The organism is Pseudomonas quasicaspiana (genome assembly GCF_021147825.1).
GTDB lineage: Bacteria > Pseudomonadota > Gammaproteobacteria > Pseudomonadales > Pseudomonadaceae > Aquipseudomonas > Aquipseudomonas quasicaspiana.
On the sequence record NZ_JAGTPI010000040.1, the window covers coordinates 11333 to 32892 of the forward strand.

The 21560-nt window shown below is 56.9% G+C and carries 23 protein-coding genes; 19 read left to right on the forward strand and 4 right to left on the reverse strand.

What is annotated here, in order from left to right:
* The first annotated feature begins 120 nt into the window (after window positions 1-120).
* The 5 genes from KDX30_RS20345 (at window position 121) to KDX30_RS20365 (ending at window position 5134) form a co-directional block, all read left to right on the forward strand.
* Window positions 121-2556, forward strand: coding sequence for a Lon protease family protein (locus tag KDX30_RS20345; RefSeq protein ID WP_027901844.1), 2436 nt, complete (start codon window positions 121-123; stop codon window positions 2554-2556).
* Between the two features lie 361 nt (window positions 2557-2917).
* Entirely contained in the window at window positions 2918-3247 is a 330-nt protein-coding gene (locus KDX30_RS20350) for a PA4575 family protein (RefSeq protein WP_027901845.1), read from the forward strand.
* Window positions 3248-3423: 176 nt separating this feature from the next.
* Window positions 3424-3912 (forward strand): TIGR00645 family protein, encoded by a 489-nt coding sequence (locus KDX30_RS20355; protein ID WP_027901846.1) that lies wholly within the window; start codon window positions 3424-3426, stop codon window positions 3910-3912.
* Between the two features lie 124 nt (window positions 3913-4036).
* Window positions 4037-4342 (forward strand): DUF6482 family protein, encoded by a 306-nt coding sequence (locus tag KDX30_RS20360; protein ID WP_027901847.1) that lies wholly within the window; start codon window positions 4037-4039, stop codon window positions 4340-4342.
* A gap of 174 nt (window positions 4343-4516) precedes the next feature.
* Window positions 4517-5134 carry an FKBP-type peptidyl-prolyl cis-trans isomerase gene (locus KDX30_RS20365; protein ID WP_099271019.1) on the forward strand — a complete coding sequence of 206 codons (618 nt, stop codon included), beginning with the start codon at window positions 4517-4519 and terminating at the stop codon, window positions 5132-5134.
* Between the two features lie 80 nt (window positions 5135-5214).
* Here the strand turns inward: KDX30_RS20365 and KDX30_RS20370 are convergent, their stop codons facing one another.
* Both KDX30_RS20370 and KDX30_RS20375 read right to left on the reverse strand, forming a co-directional pair.
* Window positions 5215-5457, reverse strand: coding sequence for a PA4570 family protein (locus tag KDX30_RS20370; protein ID WP_099271018.1), 243 nt, complete (start codon window positions 5455-5457; stop codon window positions 5215-5217).
* Between the two features lie 301 nt (window positions 5458-5758).
* A complete protein-coding gene (locus KDX30_RS20375) occupies window positions 5759-6727 on the reverse strand; it encodes a polyprenyl synthetase family protein (protein WP_027899707.1) in 969 nt (322 codons plus the stop codon).
* Window positions 6728-6967: 240 nt separating this feature from the next.
* On the opposite strand from KDX30_RS20375, the gene rplU reads away from it, so the two are divergent.
* The 5 genes from rplU (at window position 6968) to KDX30_RS20400 (ending at window position 10897) form a co-directional block, all read left to right on the forward strand.
* Window positions 6968-7282, forward strand: coding sequence for a 50S ribosomal protein L21 (rplU, locus tag KDX30_RS20380; protein ID WP_003230856.1), 315 nt, complete (start codon window positions 6968-6970; stop codon window positions 7280-7282).
* A gap of 34 nt (window positions 7283-7316) precedes the next feature.
* Window positions 7317-7592, forward strand: a complete 276-nt coding sequence (gene rpmA / locus KDX30_RS20385; protein WP_002551972.1) for a 50S ribosomal protein L27 — start codon at window positions 7317-7319, stop codon at window positions 7590-7592.
* A gap of 234 nt (window positions 7593-7826) precedes the next feature.
* On the forward strand, window positions 7827-9050 hold the full coding sequence (gene cgtA, locus KDX30_RS20390; RefSeq protein WP_099271017.1) for an Obg family GTPase CgtA: 1224 nt from the start codon (window positions 7827-7829) through the stop codon (window positions 9048-9050).
* Window positions 9051-9153: 103 nt separating this feature from the next.
* Window positions 9154-10272, forward strand: a complete 1119-nt coding sequence (proB, locus tag KDX30_RS20395; RefSeq protein WP_231677354.1) for a glutamate 5-kinase — start codon at window positions 9154-9156, stop codon at window positions 10270-10272.
* A 154-nt stretch (window positions 10273-10426) separates the two neighbouring features.
* Window positions 10427-10897, forward strand: coding sequence for a CreA family protein (locus tag KDX30_RS20400; protein ID WP_231677342.1), 471 nt, complete (start codon window positions 10427-10429; stop codon window positions 10895-10897).
* 249 nt (window positions 10898-11146) lie between these two features.
* On the opposite strand, the gene rpsT is transcribed toward KDX30_RS20400, so the two are convergent.
* Window positions 11147-11425, reverse strand: coding sequence for a 30S ribosomal protein S20 (gene rpsT / locus KDX30_RS20405; protein WP_027899711.1), 279 nt, complete (start codon window positions 11423-11425; stop codon window positions 11147-11149).
* A gap of 252 nt (window positions 11426-11677) precedes the next feature.
* On the opposite strand from rpsT, the gene murJ reads away from it, so the two are divergent.
* From murJ to ispH, 6 genes are all read left to right on the forward strand, one after another.
* Window positions 11678-13216, forward strand: a complete 1539-nt coding sequence (murJ, locus tag KDX30_RS20410) for a murein biosynthesis integral membrane protein MurJ (RefSeq protein WP_027899712.1) — start codon at window positions 11678-11680, stop codon at window positions 13214-13216.
* A 132-nt stretch (window positions 13217-13348) separates the two neighbouring features.
* Window positions 13349-14275, forward strand: coding sequence for a bifunctional riboflavin kinase/FAD synthetase (ribF, locus tag KDX30_RS20415; protein ID WP_027899713.1), 927 nt, complete (start codon window positions 13349-13351; stop codon window positions 14273-14275).
* A 20-nt stretch (window positions 14276-14295) separates the two neighbouring features.
* Entirely contained in the window at window positions 14296-17127 is a 2832-nt protein-coding gene (ileS, locus tag KDX30_RS20420; protein ID WP_231677343.1) for an isoleucine--tRNA ligase, read from the forward strand.
* Window positions 17120-17623 carry a signal peptidase II gene (lspA, locus tag KDX30_RS20425; RefSeq protein WP_027899715.1) on the forward strand — a complete coding sequence of 168 codons (504 nt, stop codon included), beginning with the start codon at window positions 17120-17122 and terminating at the stop codon, window positions 17621-17623. The genes ileS and lspA overlap by 8 nt, the downstream gene beginning before the upstream one ends.
* Entirely contained in the window at window positions 17616-18068 is a 453-nt protein-coding gene (locus KDX30_RS20430) for an FKBP-type peptidyl-prolyl cis-trans isomerase (protein WP_027899716.1), read from the forward strand. The genes lspA and KDX30_RS20430 overlap by 8 nt, the downstream gene beginning before the upstream one ends.
* Before the next feature lie 66 nt (window positions 18069-18134).
* Window positions 18135-19082: a 4-hydroxy-3-methylbut-2-enyl diphosphate reductase gene (gene ispH, locus KDX30_RS20435; protein ID WP_027899717.1), complete on the forward strand. Its 948-nt coding sequence runs from the start codon at window positions 18135-18137 to the stop codon at window positions 19080-19082.
* Between the two features lie 135 nt (window positions 19083-19217).
* Here ispH and KDX30_RS20440 read toward each other — a convergent pair whose 3' ends face one another.
* Complete coding sequence (locus tag KDX30_RS20440; protein WP_231677344.1) at window positions 19218-19715, reverse strand: GspH/FimT family pseudopilin; 498 nt, start codon at window positions 19713-19715, stop codon at window positions 19218-19220.
* Window positions 19716-19846: 131 nt separating this feature from the next.
* On the opposite strand from KDX30_RS20440, the gene KDX30_RS20445 reads away from it, so the two are divergent.
* The 3 genes from KDX30_RS20445 to KDX30_RS20455 are packed head-to-tail and all read left to right on the forward strand — an operon-like array spanning window position 19847 to window position 21550.
* A complete protein-coding gene (locus tag KDX30_RS20445) occupies window positions 19847-20323 on the forward strand; it encodes a GspH/FimT family pseudopilin (protein WP_099271014.1) in 477 nt (158 codons plus the stop codon).
* Entirely contained in the window at window positions 20316-20843 is a 528-nt protein-coding gene (gene pilV / locus KDX30_RS20450) for a type IV pilus modification protein PilV (RefSeq protein ID WP_231677345.1), read from the forward strand. Before KDX30_RS20445 ends, pilV begins: the two co-directional genes overlap by 8 nt.
* On the forward strand, window positions 20840-21550 hold the full coding sequence (locus tag KDX30_RS20455) for a PilW family protein (protein WP_231677346.1): 711 nt from the start codon (window positions 20840-20842) through the stop codon (window positions 21548-21550). Before pilV ends, KDX30_RS20455 begins: the two co-directional genes overlap by 4 nt.
* The last annotated feature ends 10 nt before the right edge of the window (window positions 21551-21560 follow it).

Below are 21560 nucleotides of genomic sequence, written 5' to 3' on the forward strand. Positions count from 1 at the left end.
TAACGCTCTGGCCAGCGTACCGCAGGGTTTGTGACGACTTGAGTTTTTTACTGTCTTGCAAGTCGAGTCCAGCGAGCGCCAGAATGCCGCCATCTGCCCCGCCTGATGTAAGGATGCCCGATGCCCGATACTGTTGCTGCCAGCCTGCGTCTTGCGCCTGAAGCGCTGACGCGTCCTTTTTCCGCTGAACAGTTCAGCTTTTCGACGACCAATGATCTGGAGCCTTTTCGCGGTGTGCTCGGCCAGGAACGAGCAGTAGAAGCCCTGCAATTCGGTGTGGCCATGCCGCGCCCCGGTTACAACGTGTTCGTCATGGGCGAGCCCGGTACCGGTCGCTTCTCGTTCGTGAAGCGATACCTCAAGGCCGAAGGCAAGCGTCTTCAAACCCCCAGCGACTGGGTTTACGTCAACCACTTCGACGAACCCCGCGAGCCCCGTGCACTGGAGTTGCCACCGGGCAGCGCGCATCAGTTCATCACTGATATTGGTGGTTTGATCGATAACTTGCTGTCGACCTTTCCGGCCGTTTTCGAGCACCCGTCGTACCAGCAAAAGAAAAGTGCCATCGACCGCGCTTTCAACCAGCGGTACGACAAGGCACTGGACGTCATCGAGCGTCTGGCGCTGGAAAAAGACATCGCTCTGTACCGCGACAGCACCAATATCGCCTTTACCCCGATGCTGGACGGCAAGGCGCTGGATGAAGCCGAGTTTTCGCAACTGCCTGAAGCTGATCGCGAGCGCTTCCACGAAGACATCTCGGCACTTGAAGAGCGGTTGAACGAAGAGCTCGCCAGCCTGCCGCAGTGGAAGCGCGAGTCCAGTAATCAACTGCGTCAGTTGAACGAAGAGACCATCACCCTGGCGCTTCAGCCACTGTTGGCACCATTGTCCGAGCAGTACGCGGAGAACGCGGCGGTCTGTGCGTATTTGCAGGCGATGCAGGTTTACCTGTTGAAGACCGTGGTCGAGCAACTGGTCGACGACAGCAAGACCGATGCTCAGGCGCGCAAGCTGCTTGAAGAGCAATACAGCCCGAGTCTGGTGGTGGGTCACGCAGCCAGCGGCGGCGCTCCGGTGGTGTTCGAGCCGCATCCGACTTACGACAACCTGTTTGGCCGTATCGAATACAGCACCGATCAGGGCGCGCTTTACACCACCTACCGCCAGTTGCGGCCAGGTGCATTGCATCGCGCCAACGGTGGGTTCCTGATTCTCGAAGCGGAGAAAATGCTCAGCGAGCCTTTTGTCTGGGACGCCCTCAAGCGCGCCCTGCAATCGCGCAAACTGAAAATGGAATCCCCGCTGGGTGAGATGGGGCGTCTGGCTACGGTCAGCCTCACGCCGCAAGTGATCCCGTTGCAGGTCAAAGTGATCATCATCGGTGCGCGGTCGCTGTATTACACGCTGCAGGACCTGGATCCGGACTTTCAGGAGATGTTCCGGGTGCTGGTGGATTTCGATGAAGACATCCCGATGTACGACGAAACTCTTGAGCAGTTCGCCCAGTTGCTGAAGACCCGTACTTCGGAAGAGGGCATGGCGCCACTGACGGCGGACGCGGTGGCGCGTCTGGCGACCTACAGCGCTCGCCTGGCCGAGCATCAGGGGCGTCTCTCGGCGCGAATCGGTGATTTGTTCCAGTTGGTCAGCGAGGCGGATTTCATTCGCCAGTTGGCTAACGATGAGCAGACCGACGCGGGCCATATCGAACGAGCACTCAAGGCCAAGGCCACGCGGACCGGTCGTGTGTCTGCGCGGATTCTCGACGACATGATGGCTGGCATCATCCTCATCGACACTGACGGTGCGGCGGTTGGCAAGTGCAACGGGCTGACGGTGCTGGAAGTGGGTGATTCGGCCTTCGGGGTGCCAGCGCGGATTTCCGCCACGGTCTATCCGGGCGGCAGCGGCATCGTCGATATCGAGCGTGAGGTTAACCTCGGCCAGCCGATTCACTCCAAAGGCGTGATGATCCTGACTGGCTATCTGGGTAGCCGGTATGCGCAGGAATTTCCGTTGGCGATTTCGGCGAGTATCGCGCTGGAGCAGTCTTACGGTTACGTGGATGGCGACAGTGCGTCGTTGGGCGAGGCGTGCACGCTGATTTCGGCTTTGTCGAAAACCCCGCTCAAGCAGTGCTTTGCAATCACCGGCTCGATCAACCAGTTCGGTGAAGTGCAGGCGGTGGGCGGGGTCAACGAGAAGATCGAAGGCTTCTTCAGACTCTGTGAGGCACGCGGTCTGACCGGCGAGCAGGGCGCAATCATCCCGCAGGCCAACGTGGCGACACTGATGCTTGATGAGCGTGTGCTGCAAGCCGTACGCGCCGGGCAATTCCACGTTTATGCAGTGCGTCAGGCGGATGAAGCCTTGAGCCTGTTGGTGGGCGAGCCTGCCGGTGAGCCGGACGAGAACGGCGAGTTCCCGGAAGGCAGCATCAATGCCCGTGTCGTCGAGCGTCTGCGTGATATCGCCGAGATGCTCAGCGATGACGATCTCAGAGAGGAGCTGGAGAAGGAGCCTGCGCAACTGGCACCGGAACTCAAGGCTTAACCACGGAAGTGGCAACGCCTTCTGTGGGAGCGAATTCATTCGCGAATACGGTATGTCAGCCGACGATGATGTTGACCGTGCAGACCCCTTCGCGAATGAATTCGCTCCCACCGGTCCTCAATTCAGCACGATTCCTGTAGGAGCTGCCGAAGGCTGCGAACGACGGAGTGTCAGGAGCATCGCTTCGCAGCCTTCGGCAGCTCCTACAGACTTCGATGGCTACCGATGCGCCGTTCATCCCCTCAACTTTCCCAATTCATCTTTTCCTCTATCCTGTTTCCGTACCACGGTTGTCAAAGGGACTGACGCGCCTTAAAGCATTTTCAATGCGGCGAACACCGTAGCCAACGAGGAGCTCGCCATGTCGCGTAGCCTCTGCCTTACCCGCCAATGCCTGGGTCTGATGACCCGGATCGAATGTGTGATACGCCCCCTTTCTGGTGACAATGGCATGTGGACGTTGCTATTTGCTGCTGGCATGACTGGGGAACAACCCTCTGCAATCAAGACTCAAGGGCCTTTTCCCGGGGCTCCGGCTGCCGAGTCAGTGATGTTGGCGATTGCCGAGAGTCTGACTTCCAGCGGTTACGAAGAAACAGACGATATGCCTATCTGGAGCCTGCACCTGCAGGGCGAGTTACGCCGGATCAATAGCGATTCATCCGGCGCCCAGCGTTCTTCCCCTTTCTAGCCTGATTCAACCTGCTCTACGACGTTGTCATGCGATTCATATGATCAATATGAGAGGCTGCAGTAGCAACGTCGGCGCTTCGCTCTCAATCCGTCATGCGTGGCTTTAGGTCACATTCTGCGAATCGTCGGGTGGCTGGTATACTCGCCGCCATCTCCACGCATCTGTGAGTTCAAATGGAACGTTTTGTCGAAAATGCCATGTACGCCTCGCGCTGGCTGCTGGCCCCTCTGTATTTCGGTCTGTCCCTGGGTTTGCTGGCACTGGTACTGAAGTTCTTCCAGGAGATCTTTCACGTCCTGCCCAACGTGTTTGCGCTGGCGGAGGCTGACCTGATTCTGGTCTTGTTGTCCCTTATCGACATGGCGCTGGTGGGCGGTCTGTTGGTGATGGTGATGATCTCCGGCTACGAAAACTTCGTGTCGCAACTGGACATCGACGAGGGCAAAGAGAAACTCAACTGGCTGGGCACCATGGACTCTTCATCGCTGAAGATGAAAGTGGCCGCTTCCATTGTGGCGATCTCCTCGATCCACCTGTTGCGTGTGTTCATGGACGCCAAGAACATCGAGCCGCAATACCTGATGTGGTACGTAATCATCCACATGACGTTCGTGGTTTCGGCGTTTGCCATGGGTTACCTGGACAAGGTCACCAAGCACTGACATCGTTGCGCTAATTGCTTCACATCGCCGCCCGTCCATTGAAAAATGGACGGGCGGCGTCGTTTCAGGTGATTGAAATCCGTTACCTTGTTTAGCGATCGTGTTCTTGAGCGAGGAGTTCAAAGTGACTGAAGATGAATTGGCAGTACATCTCAATGCCGGCAGCATCGACGAGCTGAACCTGATTTCCATCGAGGGCGGGATTTATCTGCTTGAAGCGCGCATGCAGGGCGTCGTAGAGCTTCTCAGGGGCGAGCGAGGCGAGACGGTCCGGTTACGCTCGGTCGAGCATGCGCGCGAGCTACTCAAAGACTTCACTCCTGTGCCGTTTCATCTGGTTCACGCGGTGGTCCACGACGAAATGTGCGGCATGCCGGTGGATAAGCGCGAAGCGCTGCGAGTGCCGATCAGCTTTCATTCGAAGTGGTAGTTTTTGTTTTTTGTAGGAGCTGCCGAAGGCTGCGAACAGTAGTGTGCCAGGAATATCGCTTTCGCAGCCTTCGGCAGCTCCTACAGTGGCGTATGCAGGTACTTCATGTGCTAGGCTGCTCGGCCTTTTGATACGGAGTGCCTGGTTCAGGCATTCCTTTAGCGGAGCAGTGATATGTCCGAAGTCAACTTGTCCACCGACGAAACTCGCGTCAGCTACGGCATTGGCCGTCAGTTGGGCGGCCAACTGCGCGACAACCCTCCGCCGGGCGTTAACCTGGATGCGATCCTGGCTGGCCTGACCGATGCGTTCGGTGGCAAGCCAAGCCGTGTTGGCGAAGAAGAAATGTCCGCCAGCTTCAAGGTGATCCGCGAAATCATGCAGGCTGAAGCCGCTGTCAAGGCTGAGCAGGCTGCTGGTGCTGGTCTGGCTTACCTGGCTGAAAACGGTAAGCGCGAAGGCGTTACCACTCTGCCATCCGGCCTGCAGTTTGAAGTGCTGACCACCGGTACTGGCGCCAAGCCAACCCGTGAAGATCAGGTTCGCACTCACTACCACGGCATGCTGACTGACGGCACCGTGTTCGACAGCTCCTACGAGCGTGGCGAACCAGCTGAATTCCCGGTAGGTGGCGTTATTGCTGGCTGGACTGAAGCGCTGCAACTGATGAACGCTGGCAGCAAATGGCGTCTGCACGTACCGAGCGAGCTGGCTTACGGCGCTCAGGGCGTTGGCAGCATCCCGCCGCACAGCGTGCTGGTATTCGACGTTGAGCTGCTCGACGTTCTCTGATCGATTTCATATCGGTTCAGTAACGGGCAGGGCGAGTCTTGCAGGCTCGCTCTGCTCTTGTTTCAGCGGCTGGCGTCATGTCAGTGCAATTCCGCGATCGGGCGCAACGCTCGGGCATAGCAGAACAGAAATAGATTGCGCACCAACTCTTTCAGCACGATCGGCTCGCTTGAACTCAACTCGTTGACGTCCAGATCCCCTTGATCGCGCAGTTCATCCAGCGCTTCCTTCTCCAGCACGGCACACACTTCCCCGGTTTCGCGATGCAGAATTCGCAGGTAAGGGTGAGGGCGGTCCAGCCATGCATCGATCAAATACGTCATGTTGCTTCTCCTTGAAAGGTTTCAATGAGAATAATTCTTATTGGCGGAATAGCAAGTCTCTATTGAGAATAATTCGCATTTTAGTGCCGGGTGGTTGATTTGGGTCAGATTGGGACATTGAATTTTGGTTCTGTGGGAGCTGGGCTTGCCCGCGATAAGGCTGAATACGGTTCACCTTTAGATCGCGTGCAGCCTTATCGCGGGCAAGCCCAGCTCCCACAGGATCGCGATATTCAGCACGTTTTCATTTGCCAACAAAAAGCCCGTCACAGGGACGGGCTTTTTTAACAGCTCATGGCGATCAGTGGGTACGGGCCACCGCAAACTCGCTCAGTTCAACCAGTGCGTCGCGGTATTCACTCGGCGGCAGGGCATCCAGGCATTTGATGGCGCGAGCGACGTAATCGCGGGCCAGCTGCGCGGTGTAGTCCAGCGCACCAGCGCTTTCTACGGCGCTGCGAATGCTTTCCAGATCTTCCAGGCCACCTTTCTGGATGGCCTGACGTACCAGGGCAGCCTGTTCGGCAGTACCTTCGCGCATGGTGTAGATCAACGGCAGGGTCGGCTTGCCTTCGGCCAGATCGTCACCGACGTTCTTGCCCAGGGTTTCAGCGTCGCCACGGTAATCGAGAAGGTCGTCTACCAGTTGGAAAGCGACGCCCAGGTGGTCACCAAAGGTGCGCAGCGCTTCACTTTGCTCTTCGGTGGCGTTGCACAGGGCTGCGGCGCTATGAGTCGAGGCCTCGAACAGCATGGCTGTCTTGCCGCGAATCACCTCCATATAGATCTCTTCGGTGGTGCTTGCGTCGCGCACTTTAGACAGCTGCAGCACTTCGCCTTCGGCAATGACCCGGGTCGCTTTCGAAAGGATCTTCATGACGGGCATCGAGCCCAGTTCGACCATCATTTCGAAAGAGCGGGAATAAAGGAAGTCACCGACCAGCACGCTTGGCGCATTTCCCCACAGCGCGTTGGCGGTGGAGCGGCCGCGGCGCATGCCCGACATGTCGACCACATCGTCATGGAGCAGTGTCGCGGTGTGCAGGAACTCGATGGTAGCAGCCAGCAGACGGACGTCGTCGCCCTCGCGGCCAAGCGCTTTGCCACAGAGAAGAACCAGCAGCGGACGCAGGCGTTTGCCTCCAGCCGAGGTAATGTAGTCGCCGATTTTCGAGACCAACGGTACCCGCGACGTCAGCTGCTTCTTGATAATGACGTCGACGGCACTAAAATCGTCCGCCACAGCGCGGTAGAAGGCTTGAGGTTGCATCAGCGAGGGGTGCTCCAGAAGGGTTGCGCCGCATGCTAGGTTGCGGGTCAGAGCGTGTCAAGGTATGACATCCCGCCTCTTGCAACCGTTTGATGCCTTGCGTACAATCGCGCACCCTAACTTTCCTGGGCAGCACCTGCCTTACGCAATTGCCAACGGGCCTTTCCAGCCCTAGGCAGCCATGCCAGCCGATACTCTACTTATAAAGAGCTGGGTGAGCAGGATTTTCGGAGAAATACCATGTCTTATGCAGTAATCGTTACCGGTGGCAAGCAGTACAAAGTTGCCCCAGGTGAATACCTGAAGATCGAAAAACTGGAAATCGCTACTGGCGAATCCGTTACCTTCGATCGCGTTCTGTTGGTTGCCAACGGCGACGACGTTAACATCGGTGCACCTGTTGTTGCCGGCGCTACCGTTGTAGCTGAAGTGATCTCGCAAGGTCGTCACGACAAGATCCGCATCATCAAGTTCCGTCGTCGTAAGCACCACATGAAGCGTATGGGCCACCGCCAGTGGTACACCGAGATCAAAATCACCGGTATTCAGGCTTAATTTCAGCCTAATCCCTCACTAGGAGAATTGACTCATGGCACACAAAAAAGCTGGTGGTAGTACCCGTAACGGTCGCGATTCAGAAGCCAAACGCCTTGGCGTGAAGATGTATGGCGGCCAGGCTATTATCCCGGGCAACATCATCGTGCGTCAGCGCGGTACCCAATTCCACGCTGGCTACGGCGTTGGTATGGGTAAAGATCACACCCTGTTCGCGAAAGTGGAAGGCGTGATCAAGTTCCAGGTTAAAGGCGCCTTCGGTCGTCGCTACGTGAGCATCGTTCCGAAGACTGAAGTCTCCGCAGCGTAATCATGCAGCAGCTGGAAAAGCCCTGTCTCGCGACGGGGCTTTTTCGTTTTTGAAGGTTGTTGGCTACAGGCTTTAAAAGGCTTTGGTGAGTCTCTTGCAAAACTGTTTGTGCGGGCTGTTGTGATGTTGACCTGTGAGGTCACTGGTTTTTGATCGGTATCGCAACGCTCATTTTTGCAAGAGTCTTATGTATTTATGTTGTTCTGCTCGTCCCTGTGGCGGGAGGCGTGCGTTATGAAATTTGTAGATGAAGTATCCATTCGAGTAAAGGCCGGTGACGGTGGCAACGGTTGCATGAGCTTCCGTCGCGAAAAATTCATCGAAAACGGCGGCCCTAACGGCGGTGACGGTGGTGATGGCGGCTCGATCTTCATGGTCGCAGACGAAAACCTCAATACCCTGGTTGACTACCGTTACACCCGTCACTTTGATGCTGAGCGCGGTTCCAACGGCGGCAGCGCTGACTGCACCGGCAAGAAGGGTGAAGAGTTGGTGTTGCGTGTGCCGGTAGGTACTACGGTCATCGACGCCAGTACCCAGGAGATCATCGGCGACCTGACTAAAGCTGGTCAGCGCTTGCTGGTGGCAATGGGTGGTTGGCACGGTCTGGGTAACACCCGATTCAAGTCCAGTACCAACCGTGCGCCACGTCAGACTACGCCGGGCAAGCCGGGCGACCAGCGTGACCTCAAGCTTGAGTTGAAAGTATTGGCTGATGTGGGTCTGTTGGGTTTGCCGAACGCTGGCAAAAGTACCTTCATTCGCTCTGTGTCTGCTGCCAAGCCGAAAGTCGCTGACTATCCGTTCACTACCCTGGTGCCAAACCTGGGTGTGGTCAGCGTCGATCGCTGGAAGAGCTTTGTGGTTGCGGACATTCCAGGTCTGATCGAGGGCGCTTCCGGTGGTGCAGGCCTCGGCATTCGCTTCCTCAAGCACCTGGCGCGTACTCGCTTGTTGCTGCACCTCGTTGATATGGCTCCGCTGGATGAGAGCAGCGCTCCGGATGCTGCGGAAGTCATCGTTAACGAGCTGGTCAAGTTCAGTCCTTCTCTGGCTGAGCGTGATCGCTGGCTGGTGCTTAACAAATGCGACCAGATTCTCGAAGAGGAGCATGAAGCTCGCGTCAAGGAGATCGTTGATCGTCTTGAGTGGACAGGTCCTGTCTACGTGATCTCGGCCATTGCCAAAGAAGGCACCGAGCAGCTTAGCCGCGACATCATGCGTTATCTCGAAGAGCGTGCTCAGCGCATTGCTGAAGAGCCCGGCTATGCTGAAGAGCTGGCGGAGCTGGATCAGCGCATCGAAGATGAGGCGCGTGCTCAGTTGCAGGCACTGGATGACAAGCGTGCATTGCGTCGTAGCGGCGTGAAGAGCGTGCATGACATCGGTGAAGATGATTGGGACGAAGAAGATGAGGATGATGAAGACGGTCCGGAAATCATTTACGTCCGTGACTGATCCTCTGCAGTAAACTAGACGCCGCTTAGAGATAAGCGGCGTTTTTGTATCTGATATCTTGAATTTGTATCTACCAAAATTCTCTGGCTAAGGTTGGAAGATGATGCGCAGCAAAGTGACAGGTGCCCGACGCTGGGTCGTAAAGATTGGCAGTGCCTTGCTGACTGCGGATGGCAAGGGGCTGGATCGTGCGGCGATGGGTGTTTGGGTCGAGCAGATGGTGGCGCTGCATGAGGCGGGCGTTGAGTTGGTCCTGGTTTCCTCCGGGGCTGTGGCTGCCGGTATGAGCCGTTTGGGCTGGACGTCGCGACCCAGTGCCATGCATGAGCTGCAAGCTGCCGCTGCAATTGGTCAGATGGGGCTGGTTCAAGCGTGGGAGTCCAGCTTTGCCGAGCATGGCCGCCATACGGCGCAGATTCTGCTGACTCATGACGACCTGTCCGATCGCAAGCGCTACCTGAATGCTCGCAGTACGCTGCGTACTCTGGTTGATCTGGGTGTCGTTCCAGTCATCAATGAAAACGACACTGTCGTGACCGACGAAATTCGCTTTGGCGACAACGATACCCTGGCGGCGTTGGTGGCGAACCTGGTTGAGGCCGACTTGCTGGTGATCCTCACGGATCGCGACGGCATGTTCGATGCCGATCCGCGTAACAATCCTGAAGCGCAGTTGATCTACGAAGCGCGTGCTGATGATCCGGCCCTTGATGCTGTTGCGGGCGGTACGGGTGGTGCGCTGGGTCGTGGTGGCATGCAGACCAAATTGCGTGCTGCACGATTGGCGGCTCGTTCGGGGGCTCACACGGTGATTGTCGGTGGGCGCATTGAGCGCGTGCTTGCGCGCCTTAAAGGCGGTGAGCGTCTGGGGACGCTGCTGTCTCCTGAGCGTGAAATGCTCGCAGCTCGCAAGCAGTGGCTGGCGGGGCACTTGCAGACTCGCGGCACTCTGGTTCTGGATGAGGGTGCCGTGGCTGCGCTGAGCAAGGATCACAAAAGTCTGCTGCCTGTTGGGGTCAAGCTGGTCCAGGGCAGCTTCCGTCGTGGCGAAATGGTTGTGTGCGTTGCGCCTGACGGTCGCGAAGTTGCGCGTGGGCTGAGTAACTACAGCGCTCTTGAGGCGCAGAAAATTATTGGTCAGTCGTCGGAAGCAATCGTGCGTGTGCTGGGCTATATGGCCGAGCCTGAGCTGGTGCATCGGGATAATCTGATTCTGGTTTGAAATGCTGTTCCTGCACCTGTAGGAGCGCGCTTGCCCGCGATTGCGTCAGGTCAGGCAGTACATTTTGGTTGACTCGGCGCAATCGCGGGCAAGCGCGCTCCTACGGGGTCTGCGTTCGCCGGTAGCTAGCTTTCCACAAGATAAGGAGCACGTAATGCGCGTAACGAAGGGACTGCTCGGGGCTTTGCTGGTGTTGCCGATGCTGGCTTCTGCGGAAGAGATTGGTCAGGTGTCGACGGTGTTCAAACTCGTTGGCCCGAATGATCGAATTGTGGTTGAGGCTTTTGATGATCCCAAGGTCGATGGCGTGACTTGCTATCTTTCGCGCGCCAAGACGGGTGGGGTGAAGGGTGGTCTGGGTCTGGCCGAAGATCGCGCCGAGGCATCCATCGCTTGTCGTCAGGTCGGCCCCATTCATTTCAAGGGTGAGTTGAAGGACGGCGACGAGGTCTTCAAAGAGCGCACTTCCCTGGTGTTCAAAACCATGCAGGTTGTGCGCTTCTTCGATAAAAAGCGTAATGCGCTGGTTTATCTGGTGTACAGCGACCGGATCATCGAAGGAAGTCCGCAGAATGCGGTGACTGCGATTCCGATTCTGCCGTGGTCTCCTGCTCCCGCGCCGTGATGCTGTTCCTGGCACCGCGCTGTCCTTGGTCGGCATGCGGCTTGTAGGAGCGCGCTTGCCCGCGATTGCGTCAGAGCGGCCCATGCATTCATTGGTTGATAGAATCTAGCCGCGGGCAAGCGCGCTCCTACAGGTCCTGTGTCTATCTCGTGACTGTGTAGTGTTAGGAGCAAGTGCGATTATTCAACAAATTGCAGGCAACAAAAAACCGACCCTTGGGTCGGTTTTTTTACGGCTTAAGCTTATCGCTTAGGCTGCAGCAGCAACGCTCAGGTCTTTGATGTGACCGTTCAGGCGGCTTTTATGACGAGCAGCTTTGTTCTTGTGGATGATGCCTTTATCGGCCATACGGTCGATAACTGGCACGGCCAGAACATAAGCAGCTTGTGCTTTTTCAGCGTCTTTTGCGTCGATGGCTTTAACTACATTCTTGATGTAGGTACGAACCATGGAACGCAGGCTGGCGTTGTGGCTGCGACGCTTCTCAGCCTGTTTTGCACGTTTTTTGGCGGAAGGTGTGTTGGCCACCGTCGAGCTCCTCGAAAGACTTTTTAGGGAATAGCTTACAAAATAGGCCGCGAATCATGCCGATGACTGGATTGATTGTCAAGGGGTGGTGATCGGTTCCGCCGAGTGGTCGCTATGTTCGACCGGGATATTTATTTCCGGTGCGCGACCTGTAAACTCGCCGGCTTTGCCTCTGTGCTTTTGCGGCGCGGAGTATCGCATAAATGGACAGGTTTATCGCCCTGTCCTTTAGCCAAGGCGCTAAATTCTTCAATGAACCTACTCAAATCGTTGGCTGCCGTCAGCTCTATCACCATGCTTTCCCGGGTGTTGGGCTTCGTTCGAGACACTATTATTGCGCGCACATTTGGCGCGGGAATGGCGACGGATGCCTTCTTTATTGCTTTCAAATTGCCGAATCTGCTGCGCCGGATTTTCGCTGAAGGTGCGTTCTCTCAGGCCTTCGTGCCGATTCTGGCGGAATATAAAAGCCAGCAAGGCGAGGAGGCGACGCGCACGTTTGTCGCGTATGTCACCGGGCTCCTGACGCTGGTCCTGGCGTTGGTCACGCTGCTGGGGATTATCGCTGCGCCTTGGGTGATTTGGGCCACTGCGCCGGGTTTTGTCGATACGCCGGAAAAATTCGCGCTGACCACTGACCTGTTGCGCGTGACCTTTCCTTATATATTGCTGATTTCCCTGTCGTCGCTGGCGGGCGCGATTCTCAATACCTGGAACCGCTTTTCGGTCCCGGCCTTCGTGCCAACGCTGCTGAACGTCAGCATGATTTTTTTCGCCCTGTTCCTCACGCCTTATTTTGACCCTCCGGTAATGGCGCTGGGCTGGGCGGTTCTGGTCGGGGGGCTTTTGCAACTGCTCTATCAACTGCCGCACCTGAAAAAGATCGGCATGCTGGTACTGCCGCGTTTGAATCTGCATGACACCGGTGTATGGCGGGTAATGAAGCAGATGCTGCCTGCCATCCTTGGCGTATCGGTCAGTCAGATTTCTCTGATTATCAATACGATATTTGCCTCGTTCCTTGTCGCCGGTTCAGTCTCCTGGATGTACTACGCCGACCGTTTGATGGAGTTGCCGTCCGGTGTGCTGGGTGTGGCGCTGGGTACTATTCTTCTGCCGATCCTGTCGAAAACCTATGCCAGCAAGGACCGTCAGGAATATTCGCGGATTCTCGACTGGGGTCTGCGCCTGTGTTTTGTGCTGGTCCTGCCGTGCACGCTGGCGCTGGGGATTCTGGCTGAACCGTTGACCGTTTCCCTGTTTCAATACGGTAAATTCGACGCGGTGGATGCGGCCATGACCCAGCGGGCGCTGATCGCTTACTCGGTGGGTTTGCTGGGCATCATTGTGATTAAAGTGCTCGCACCGGGGTTTTACGCCCAACAAAATATTCGCACCCCGGTGAAAATCGCGATTTTCACCCTTATTGTCACTCAACTGCTTAACCTGGTTTTTATCGTACCGCTGCAGCATGCCGGTCTGGCCTTGGCGATCAGCGTTGGCGCCTGCATTAATGCGATGCTTTTGTTCTGGCAGTTGCGCAAGCAGGATCTGTTTCAGCCGCAGCCAGGATGGACGAAGTTTCTCTTTAAGCTGTGTCTGGCGGTCGGGGTGATGTCTGGCGTGCTGCTTGGTCTGATGCATGTGATGCCGGCCTGGAGCGACGGGCAGATGCTTGAGCGCTTCATTCGTCTCGGCGGGCTGGTGGCGGCTGGGGTTGTGGCTTATTTCGCGACCCTGTTGCTATTGGGTTTTCGCCTCAAGGATTTCGCCCGCAGCGCAGTACTGTAAGCAATAGTTGTAACGGGGAGTCGTCGGTTTTTCCCGTCGTGGAGCGATGACTATTGTTTTGCCTTGGCGTGTTCCTGTCGTCCGGGGCTGTGTGTGGTTATAATCGGCCACTTTATGAGCAAGAAGTGCGTTATGCAGCTGGTTCGAGGCCTCCATAATCTTCGCCCCCAGCATCGGGGCTGCGTCGCCACCATTGGCAACTTTGACGGTGTTCACCGGGGCCACCAGGCTATCCTGGCTCGCTTGCGTGAACGTGCGGTCGAGTTGGGAGTGCCCAGCTGTGTGGTGATTTTCGAGCCGCAGCCGCGTGAGTTCTTTGCTCCGGCCACTGCTCCGGCCCGTCTCGCACGCTTGCGTGACAAGCTGGAGCTGCTGGAGGCCGAGGGCGTTGATCGGGTGTTGTGTCTGGCGTTCAATCAGCGCTTTAGTAAGCTCAGCGCGGCAGAATTTGTCGATACGATATTGATCGACGGGCTCGGCATCCAACATCTTGAGGTAGGCGATGATTTCCGTTTCGGTTGCGACCGAATGGGAGACTTCGACTTCCTGCAACAAGCGGGCGATGCCCGTGGTTTTACGGTTGAGGCGGCGCAGACCGTCGAAATCGATGGCGTTCGCGTCAGCAGTACCAAGGTGCGTAATGCCCTGGCCGTGGCGGATTTCGCTTTGGCCGAGCGCATGCTCGGGCGACCGTTCCGGATTACCGGACGTATCCTGCACGGCCAGAAGCTGGCTCGGCAGTTGGGCACTCCCACCGCCAACGTGCAGCTCAAACGGCGTCGTGTGCCGCTGACCGGGGTTTATCTGGTCAGTGCAAGCATTGATGGCAAGACCTGGCCGGGGGTCGCCAATATTGGCGTGCGTCCGACCGTGGCAGGTGATGGCAGTGCCCACCTTGAAGTACATCTTCTGGACTTTGCCGGTGATCTTTACGACCGGCGTTTGACGGTGGCTTTCCACCATAAGCTGCGTGATGAGCAGCGTTTCGCCTCCCTGGAGGCGCTCAAGACGGCAATCAATGCGGACGTCGCCGCCGCCCGTGCCCATTGGCATGGCTAACCGCTAATCAAGAGCCTGAAATGACCGACTACAAAGCCACGCTAAACCTTCCGGACACCGCCTTCCCAATGAAGGCCGGCCTGCCCCAGCGCGAGCCGCAAACTCTGCAGCGCTGGGACAGCATTGGCCTGTACCAGAAGCTGCGCGAAATTGGCAAGGATCGTCCGAAGTTCGTTCTGCACGACGGTCCTCCTTACGCCAACGGCTCTATTCATATCGGTCACGCCGTTAACAAGATTCTCAAGGACATGATCCTGCGCTCGAAAACGCTTTCGGGTTTCGACGCGCCTTATGTTCCGGGTTGGGACTGCCACGGTCTGCCGATCGAGCACAAAGTTGAAGTGACTCACGGCAAGAACCTGTCTGCGGACAAGACTCGCGAGCTGTGCCGCGCTTATGCTTCCGAGCAGATTGAAGGGCAAAAGTCCGAGTTCATTCGCCTGGGTGTTCTGGGCGACTGGAGCAATCCCTACCTGACCATGAACTTCACCAACGAAGCCGGCGAAATCCGGGCGCTGGCGGAAATGGTCAAAGGTGGCTTCGTGTTCAAGGGCCTCAAGCCCGTGAACTGGTGCTTCGACTGCGGTTCGGCTCTGGCTGAAGCAGAAGTTGAATATCAGGATAAAAAATCCTCGACCATCGACGTGGCGTTCCCGATCGCTGACGAAGAGAAGCTGGCCAAGGCATTCGGTCTGGATGCATTGAGCAAACCTGCGGCCATCGTGATCTGGACCACCACCCCGTGGACCATCCCGGCCAACCAGGCGCTGAACGTTCATCCCGAGTTCGAATACGCGCTGGTTGATGTTGGCGACAGGCTGCTGGTGCTGGCCGCAGAGCTGGTTGAAAGCTGCCTGACCCGTTACAAGCTGGAAGGCTCGGTTATCGCCACTGCGAGCGGTGCTGCGCTGGAGTTGATCAACTTCCGTCACCCATTCTACGACCGCCTGTCGCCAGTCTACCTGGCTGATTACGTCGAGCTGGGCGCTGGCACGGGCGTCGTTCACTGCTCGCCTGCTTATGGCGTCGACGACTTCGTGATCAGCAAAAGTTATGGTTTGACCAACGATGAAATCATCAGCCCGGTGCAAAGCAACGGTGTGTATGTTGAGTCGCTGGAGTTCTTCGGTGGCCAGTTCATCTTCAAGGCCAACCAGGCAATCATCGACAAACTGGCCGAAGTCGGCAGCTTGATGGACACCGAAACCATCACGCACAGCTACATGCACTGCTGGCGTCACAAGTCGCCGCTGATCTATCGCGCTACCGCGCAATGGTTCGTGGGCATGGACAAACAGCCTGAGTCCGGCGACACCCTGCGTGAGCGCGCGGTCAAGGCTATCGAAGACACCCAGTTCGTTCCGGCATGGGGTCAGGCGCGCCTGCACTCAATGATCGCCAACCGTCCTGACTGGTGCATTTCGCGTCAGCGTAACTGGGGCGTGCCGATCCCGTTCTTCCTGCACAAGGAAAGCGGTGATCTTCACCCGCGTACCGTTGAGTTGATGGAAGAAGTCGCCCAACGCGTCGAGAAAGAAGGCATCGAAGCCTGGTTCAAGCTGGACGCCGCGGAGCTGTTGGGTGACGAAGCGTCGAAGTACGACAAGATTTCCGACACGCTGGACGTCTGGTTCGACTCCGGTACTACGCATTGGCACGTGCTGCGCGGTTCACACCCGATGGGTCATGAGACCGGTCCACGCGCCGACCTGTACCTTGAAGGTTCCGACCAACACCGTGGCTGGTTCCATTCGTCGTTGTTGACCGGCTGCATGCTGGACGACCACGCGCCTTACCGCGAATTGCTGACCCACGGCTTTGTCGTCGACGAAAACGGTCGCAAGATGTCCAAGTCGCTGAACAACGTTGTGGCGCCGCAGAAGGTCAATGATTCGCTGGGCGCAGATATCATGCGTCTGTGGGTGTCGGCGACCGACTACTCTGGTGAAATGGCTGTTTCCGATCAGATCCTGCAACGCAGCGCTGATGCCTACCGCCGTATCCGCAACACTGCCCGCTTCCTGCTCTCTAACCTGAGCGGTTTCAATCCGGCGACCGATATCCTGCCGCCGGAAGAAATGCTGGCGCTGGATCGCTGGGCGGTAGACCGGGCCTTGCTGCTGCAACGCGAGCTGGAAGAGCATTACGGCGAATACCGTTTCTGGAACGTGTATTCCAAGATCCACAACTTCTGCGTGCAGGAGTTGGGTGGTTTCTATCTGGACATCATCAAGGACCGCCAATACACCACGGCCGCGGACAGCACTGCACGTCGCTCCTGCCAGACCGCGTTGTTCCATATCTCCGAAGCGCTGGTGCGCTGGATCGCGCCGATCCTGGCATTCACTGCTGACGAGCTGTGGCAGTTCCTGCCGGGCGAGCGTAACGAATCGGTCATGCTCAACACCTGGTACCAGGGGCTGAGCGAGATGCCGGCTGACTTCGAGCTGGACCGCGCCTATTGGGAGCGGATCATGGCGGTGAAGGTCGCGGTCAACAAGGAAATGGAAAACCTGCGTGCAGCCAAGGCGATTGGCGGCAACCTGCAGGCCGAAGTGACTCTGTATGCTGAAGACGCACTGGTCGCGGACCTGTCGAAACTGAGCAACGAACTGCGCTTTGTGCTGATCACCTCCACGGCCAGCGTCGCGCCTTTGCTCGATGCTCCAGCCGATGCGGTAGTGACCGAAGTGGCGGGTCTGAAGCTCAAGGTGGTCAAGTCCGGTCATGCCAAGTGCGCCCGTTGCTGGCATCACCGTGCTGACGTGGGTGTGAACCCTGAGCACCCGGAAATCTGCGGCCGTTGCGTAGACAATATCAGCGGTGCAGGCGAGGTTCGTCACTATGCCTAATACAGGTTATGGACGTCTGGCCTGGCTCTGGTTGAGCCTGTTGGTCCTGGTCGTTGACCAGGCCACCAAGTACTACTTCGAGCACCGCCTGGAGTTGTACGAGCAAATCGTGATCATCCCTGACTACTTCAGCTGGATGCTCGCTTACAACACTGGCGCGGCGTTCAGCTTCCTGGCCGACAGCTCGGGCTGGCAGCGCTGGCTGTTCGCCCTGATCGCCGTTGTGGTCAGTGTGGTGCTGGTGGTCTGGCTCAAGCGTTTAGGGCGTGATGACACCTGGCTGGCCATTGCTCTGGCATTGATACTGGGCGGCGCGCTCGGCAACTTGTACGACCGTGTCGCTATCGGTCACGTCATCGATTTCATTTTTGTTCATTGGAAAGAGCACGGCTTCCCGGCATTCAATATCGCTGACAGCGCCATTACTGTTGGTGCGATCATGCTGGCGCTGGACATGTTCAAGAGCAAAAAAACCGGAGAAACCGTTAATGACTGAACAGTTATTGACCGAGCAACGCATCGGTCAGAACACGGAAGTCACTCTGCATTTTGCTTTGCGCCTGGAGAACGGCGAAACAGTCGATAGCACCTTTGACAAGGCTCCGGCCACGTTCAAGGTGGGTGACGGCAACCTGCTGCCTGGTTTTGAAGCGGCGCTGTTCGGCTTCAAGGCTGGAGACAAGCGCACCGTGCAGGTTCTGCCGGAAAATGCCTTTGGTCAGCCGAACCCGCAAAACGTCCAGATCATCCCGCGTTCGCAGTTCCAGGACATGGAGCTGTCGGAAGGCTTGCTGGTGATCTTCAATGATGCGGCCAATACTGAGCTGCCGGGTGTGGTGAAAGCTTTCGATGATGCGCAAGTGACCATCGACTTCAATCACCCGCTGGCGGGCAAGACCCTGAGCTTCGAAGTGGAAATCTTCGAGGTCAAGGCGCTTTAAGCACGCTTGAACCTGAGCCCGGCCTGCTACGGCCGGGCTGTTTCGCACGTAGACACGAGGCCCCCCATGCAAATCAAACTCGCCAACCCCCGCGGCTTCTGCGCTGGAGTGGATCGTGCGATCGAAATCGTCAATCGCGCCCTGGAAGTGTTTGGCCCGCCGATCTATGTGCGCCATGAAGTGGTTCATAACAAATTCGTTGTCGAAGACCTGCGCGCTCGTGGCGCGATCTTCGTCGAGGAGCTGGATCAAGTACCTGACGACGTAATCGTGATCTTCAGTGCCCATGGCGTTTCGCAAGCCGTACGTACTGAAGCGTCGGGTCGTGGCCTGAAAGTGTTCGATGCGACGTGTCCGCTGGTGACCAAGGTTCACATCGAAGTCGCGCGTTACAGTCGTGACGGTCGGGAGTGCATTCTGATCGGCCATCAGGGGCATCCGGAAGTTGAAGGCACCATGGGGCAGTACGATGCCAGCAACGGTGGTGCGATCTATCTGGTCGAGGATGAAGAGGACGTCGCCAATCTACAGGTGCGTAATCCTGAAGCGTTGGCGTTCGTGACCCAGACTACGTTGTCCATGGACGACACCAGCCGCGTTATTGATGCCCTGCGCACGCGATTCCCGGCAATTGGCGGGCCGCGCAAGGATGACATCTGCTACGCCACGCAAAACCGGCAGGATGCGGTCAAGCAGTTGGCTGATGAGTGCGACGTGGTATTGGTTGTTGGCAGTCCGAACAGCTCGAACTCCAACCGGCTGCGCGAGCTGGCGGAGCGCATGGCAACCCCGGCCTATCTGATCGATGGCGCAGAAGACATGCAACGTGCGTGGTTCGATGGCGTCGGGCGCATCGGCATCACCGCAGGTGCTTCCGCGCCGGAAGTACTGGTGCGTGGCGTGATTCAGCAACTGCACGCCTGGGGCGCGACCGGTGCTGACGAGCTGGCTGGCCGCGAAGAGAATGTCACTTTCTCGATGCCCAAGGAACTGCGGGTCAAGTCGCTGTTGTAATCTGGCAAACACACTCTGTAGGAGCTGCCGAAGGCTGCGATCGCGGTATATCAGGTTAAATGCCTCGCAGCCTTCGGCAGCTCCTACGGGAAATGCCTTTGCAGGTGGAAGTCTGTAGGACCCGATTCAGATGAATTAACCGCAAAGCTCTTCCGGCTTCGTTTCACTCTCAATTTGGACTCTGCCCGTTCTGGCCATCACCACCGCGTGGTGGCTGACCGCTTCTTTCGCGTCGCAAATGAACAACCTGCCTGCAACAAAGCCATTACCTGCTGGAACACCCAACGCGTTAAAGCGAATTTGCCTGACGACATGAAAATTTCCAAAAATCGGCACTTTCCCGCTTCGAGTGCGCTCCGTCAGCACCAGATCATCTTCGCTGCCTTTCGGGTCCACAACGATCTGCCAGCCCTTGCTCCAATCCTTATCAATCGCCCGGATCACCACAGGCTGACTTCGTAAAATCGCTTCCGTGCGTGCTGTGCGTATCCCGCTGGCCAGTTGTTGCGCGGCATCAATGCGGCGCTGACTCATCAGGAATTCACTGAAAGCGGGAGCGGTGAGGGTGAGAACTATTCCAATGATCAGCATCGTCACTGCCAGCTCAATGATCGTGAAACCTGCCTGTTTCATACGTTTCCCTCCGTGGAAATTCTCATTTGAATGCCATGCGGGCATTCGTCCCTGTCAAACTACCGTACATCCTTGTTTACAGTTTCGGGCGGGGATGCTGTCCTATAGTCGTAACGTCTAGGAGACACTCAATGACCCAGCGATCCAAGGGGTTCACCCTCGTCGAATTGTTAATCACTGTGTCGTTGGTTGGGATACTCGCGGTTATCGCCATTCCCAGTTTCAATAGCTCGATACAGAACTCAAAAGCCGATACCGAAATCAGTGATCTTCAGCGCGCCCTCAACTTTGCGCGGCTTGAGGCGATAAACCGTGGAGTGAATGTTCAGGTGCGGCCCAATGTCGACGGTGCAGGCTGGAATACTGCGCTCAAGGTGGTTCCGTCATCCAATGTAACCGGTGCCGCTTTGCGTGTGACCGCGCCGATGAGCAGTGGCGCTGGGCTCGCGGTCCCCAATGTCAACCTGATCGAGTTCAATAACCTCGGCGGCCTTTCGGCTCCGGCCACGGCGGTTGCAATGACTTACACACTAGGCACGACTATCACCAAGACTGTGTATGTATGCTTGAACGGCCGAATTGTTTCGAGTGGGAATTGCGATGGGTAAGGGACGAAAGAGCCGTCAGGTTGGCATGACGCTGATCGAGGTGTTGGTGTCGGTGTTGATATTGGGCATTGGCCTCTTGGGGGCTGCGGCCATTCAATTGAACGCCCTTAGGTACACCGACAGCTCGGCCATGACCAGTCAGGCGAGCTTCATTGCCTATGACATGATGGATCGTATTCGGGCGAACATGGATGGCAATGCGACTAACAGTGGCTCCACTGTTTTGGCCAGCTACGGCCTGGCATCGCTGGCCGGTGCGCCCTCTGCGGCTAACCCTAATGATGCAGTTGCTCAAGACAAGTTTGACTTCAGTAGCAATATCACAGCATTTGCGGGCGCGGCGGGCGCGGCCAGCAGTGTCGTGATCGACAAGCGGGTTGTGACTATTACCATCACTTGGGATGACACCCGGGCGGCGGCCGCGAGCGATACCGGTTTGGGTAAAACCGCTAGCGCGACCAATGCGCGACAATTTGTTCTGACCTCGCGTATTGGTGTCGACGATGTGGTGGCTCAATGAAGAAAATAGCCCGGGGTTTTGGCCTGGTCGAGATCATGGTCGCGCTGGTGCTGGGTTTGATTGTCAGTATGGGGATCGTGCAGATTTTCATCGCTTCCAAAGGTACGTATCAGTCTCAGAACGCTGCTGCACGGATGCAGGAAGATGCGCGCTTTGCTCTCAGCAAAATGATGCAGGAAATCCGCATGACCGGAATGTTCGGCTGTCTGGATCTCGACACGACGACTCCAGTGGCACCGTCGATTGTCAAACCCCCTGATTTCCTTACCCCAATCCTTTGGGATAACGCGAGCAATACGTTGACACTTATCACCGCCGATGTGGGGACATCGGGTAGCACTCCGACCTGGACCGTCGTGTCCGATTGCAGGACTTATACCCGAATATATAACGGTGCAAGAACTCCGGCATCAGGGGAAATCAGCTTCCCCCTCCGTAAGATCACTTACAGCCTGACCGGTACGAACCTGAATGTGAAGGTCGGTACCGGCTCCGATTCAGCACAGCCGTTGGTGAGCAATGTGGGTCGGTTTGCCGTCTCTTTTGGTTTGACGGGTTCGCCCATGTCCTACACCACGGTGATTGGCAGTAGTGCCCTGGCCAACAATATTCGCAGCGTGCGCTTGACCCTCACAGTGACTGATCCAAACGGCAGGGTTCGCGATCAAACCTATAACGTTGTTGCTGCTTTGCGTAACCGTTTCTGATGGGGACTGC

What these genes read in the sequence shown, in the direction of transcription:
- KDX30_RS20345 (WP_027901844.1), top strand. Translation starts at nt 121, where the DNA reads ATGCCCGATACTGTTGCTGCCAGCCTGCGTCTTGCGCCTGAAGCGCTG.
- KDX30_RS20350 (WP_027901845.1), top strand. Translation starts at nt 2,918, where the DNA reads ATGTCGCGTAGCCTCTGCCTTACCCGCCAATGCCTGGGTCTGATGACC.
- KDX30_RS20355 (WP_027901846.1), top strand. Translation starts at nt 3,424, where the DNA reads ATGGAACGTTTTGTCGAAAATGCCATGTACGCCTCGCGCTGGCTGCTG.
- KDX30_RS20365 (WP_099271019.1), top strand. Translation starts at nt 4,517, where the DNA reads ATGTCCGAAGTCAACTTGTCCACCGACGAAACTCGCGTCAGCTACGGC.
- KDX30_RS20370 (WP_099271018.1), bottom strand. Translation starts at nt 5,457, where the DNA reads ATGACGTATTTGATCGATGCATGGCTGGACCGCCCTCACCCTTACCTG.
- KDX30_RS20375 (WP_027899707.1), bottom strand. Translation starts at nt 6,727, where the DNA reads ATGCAACCTCAAGCCTTCTACCGCGCTGTGGCGGACGATTTTAGTGCC.
- rplU (WP_003230856.1), top strand. Translation starts at nt 6,968, where the DNA reads ATGTCTTATGCAGTAATCGTTACCGGTGGCAAGCAGTACAAAGTTGCC.
- rpmA (WP_002551972.1), top strand. Translation starts at nt 7,317, where the DNA reads ATGGCACACAAAAAAGCTGGTGGTAGTACCCGTAACGGTCGCGATTCA.
- cgtA (WP_099271017.1), top strand. Translation starts at nt 7,827, where the DNA reads ATGAAATTTGTAGATGAAGTATCCATTCGAGTAAAGGCCGGTGACGGT.
- proB (WP_231677354.1), top strand. Translation starts at nt 9,154, where the DNA reads ATGCGCAGCAAAGTGACAGGTGCCCGACGCTGGGTCGTAAAGATTGGC.
- KDX30_RS20400 (WP_231677342.1), top strand. Translation starts at nt 10,427, where the DNA reads ATGCGCGTAACGAAGGGACTGCTCGGGGCTTTGCTGGTGTTGCCGATG.
- murJ (WP_027899712.1), top strand. Translation starts at nt 11,678, where the DNA reads ATGAACCTACTCAAATCGTTGGCTGCCGTCAGCTCTATCACCATGCTT.
- ribF (WP_027899713.1), top strand. Translation starts at nt 13,349, where the DNA reads ATGCAGCTGGTTCGAGGCCTCCATAATCTTCGCCCCCAGCATCGGGGC.
- ileS (WP_231677343.1), top strand. Translation starts at nt 14,296, where the DNA reads ATGACCGACTACAAAGCCACGCTAAACCTTCCGGACACCGCCTTCCCA.
- lspA (WP_027899715.1), top strand. Translation starts at nt 17,120, where the DNA reads ATGCCTAATACAGGTTATGGACGTCTGGCCTGGCTCTGGTTGAGCCTG.
- KDX30_RS20430 (WP_027899716.1), top strand. Translation starts at nt 17,616, where the DNA reads ATGACTGAACAGTTATTGACCGAGCAACGCATCGGTCAGAACACGGAA.
- ispH (WP_027899717.1), top strand. Translation starts at nt 18,135, where the DNA reads ATGCAAATCAAACTCGCCAACCCCCGCGGCTTCTGCGCTGGAGTGGAT.
- KDX30_RS20440 (WP_231677344.1), bottom strand. Translation starts at nt 19,715, where the DNA reads ATGAAACAGGCAGGTTTCACGATCATTGAGCTGGCAGTGACGATGCTG.
- KDX30_RS20445 (WP_099271014.1), top strand. Translation starts at nt 19,847, where the DNA reads ATGACCCAGCGATCCAAGGGGTTCACCCTCGTCGAATTGTTAATCACT.
- pilV (WP_231677345.1), top strand. Translation starts at nt 20,316, where the DNA reads ATGGGTAAGGGACGAAAGAGCCGTCAGGTTGGCATGACGCTGATCGAG.
- KDX30_RS20455 (WP_231677346.1), top strand. Translation starts at nt 20,840, where the DNA reads ATGAAGAAAATAGCCCGGGGTTTTGGCCTGGTCGAGATCATGGTCGCG.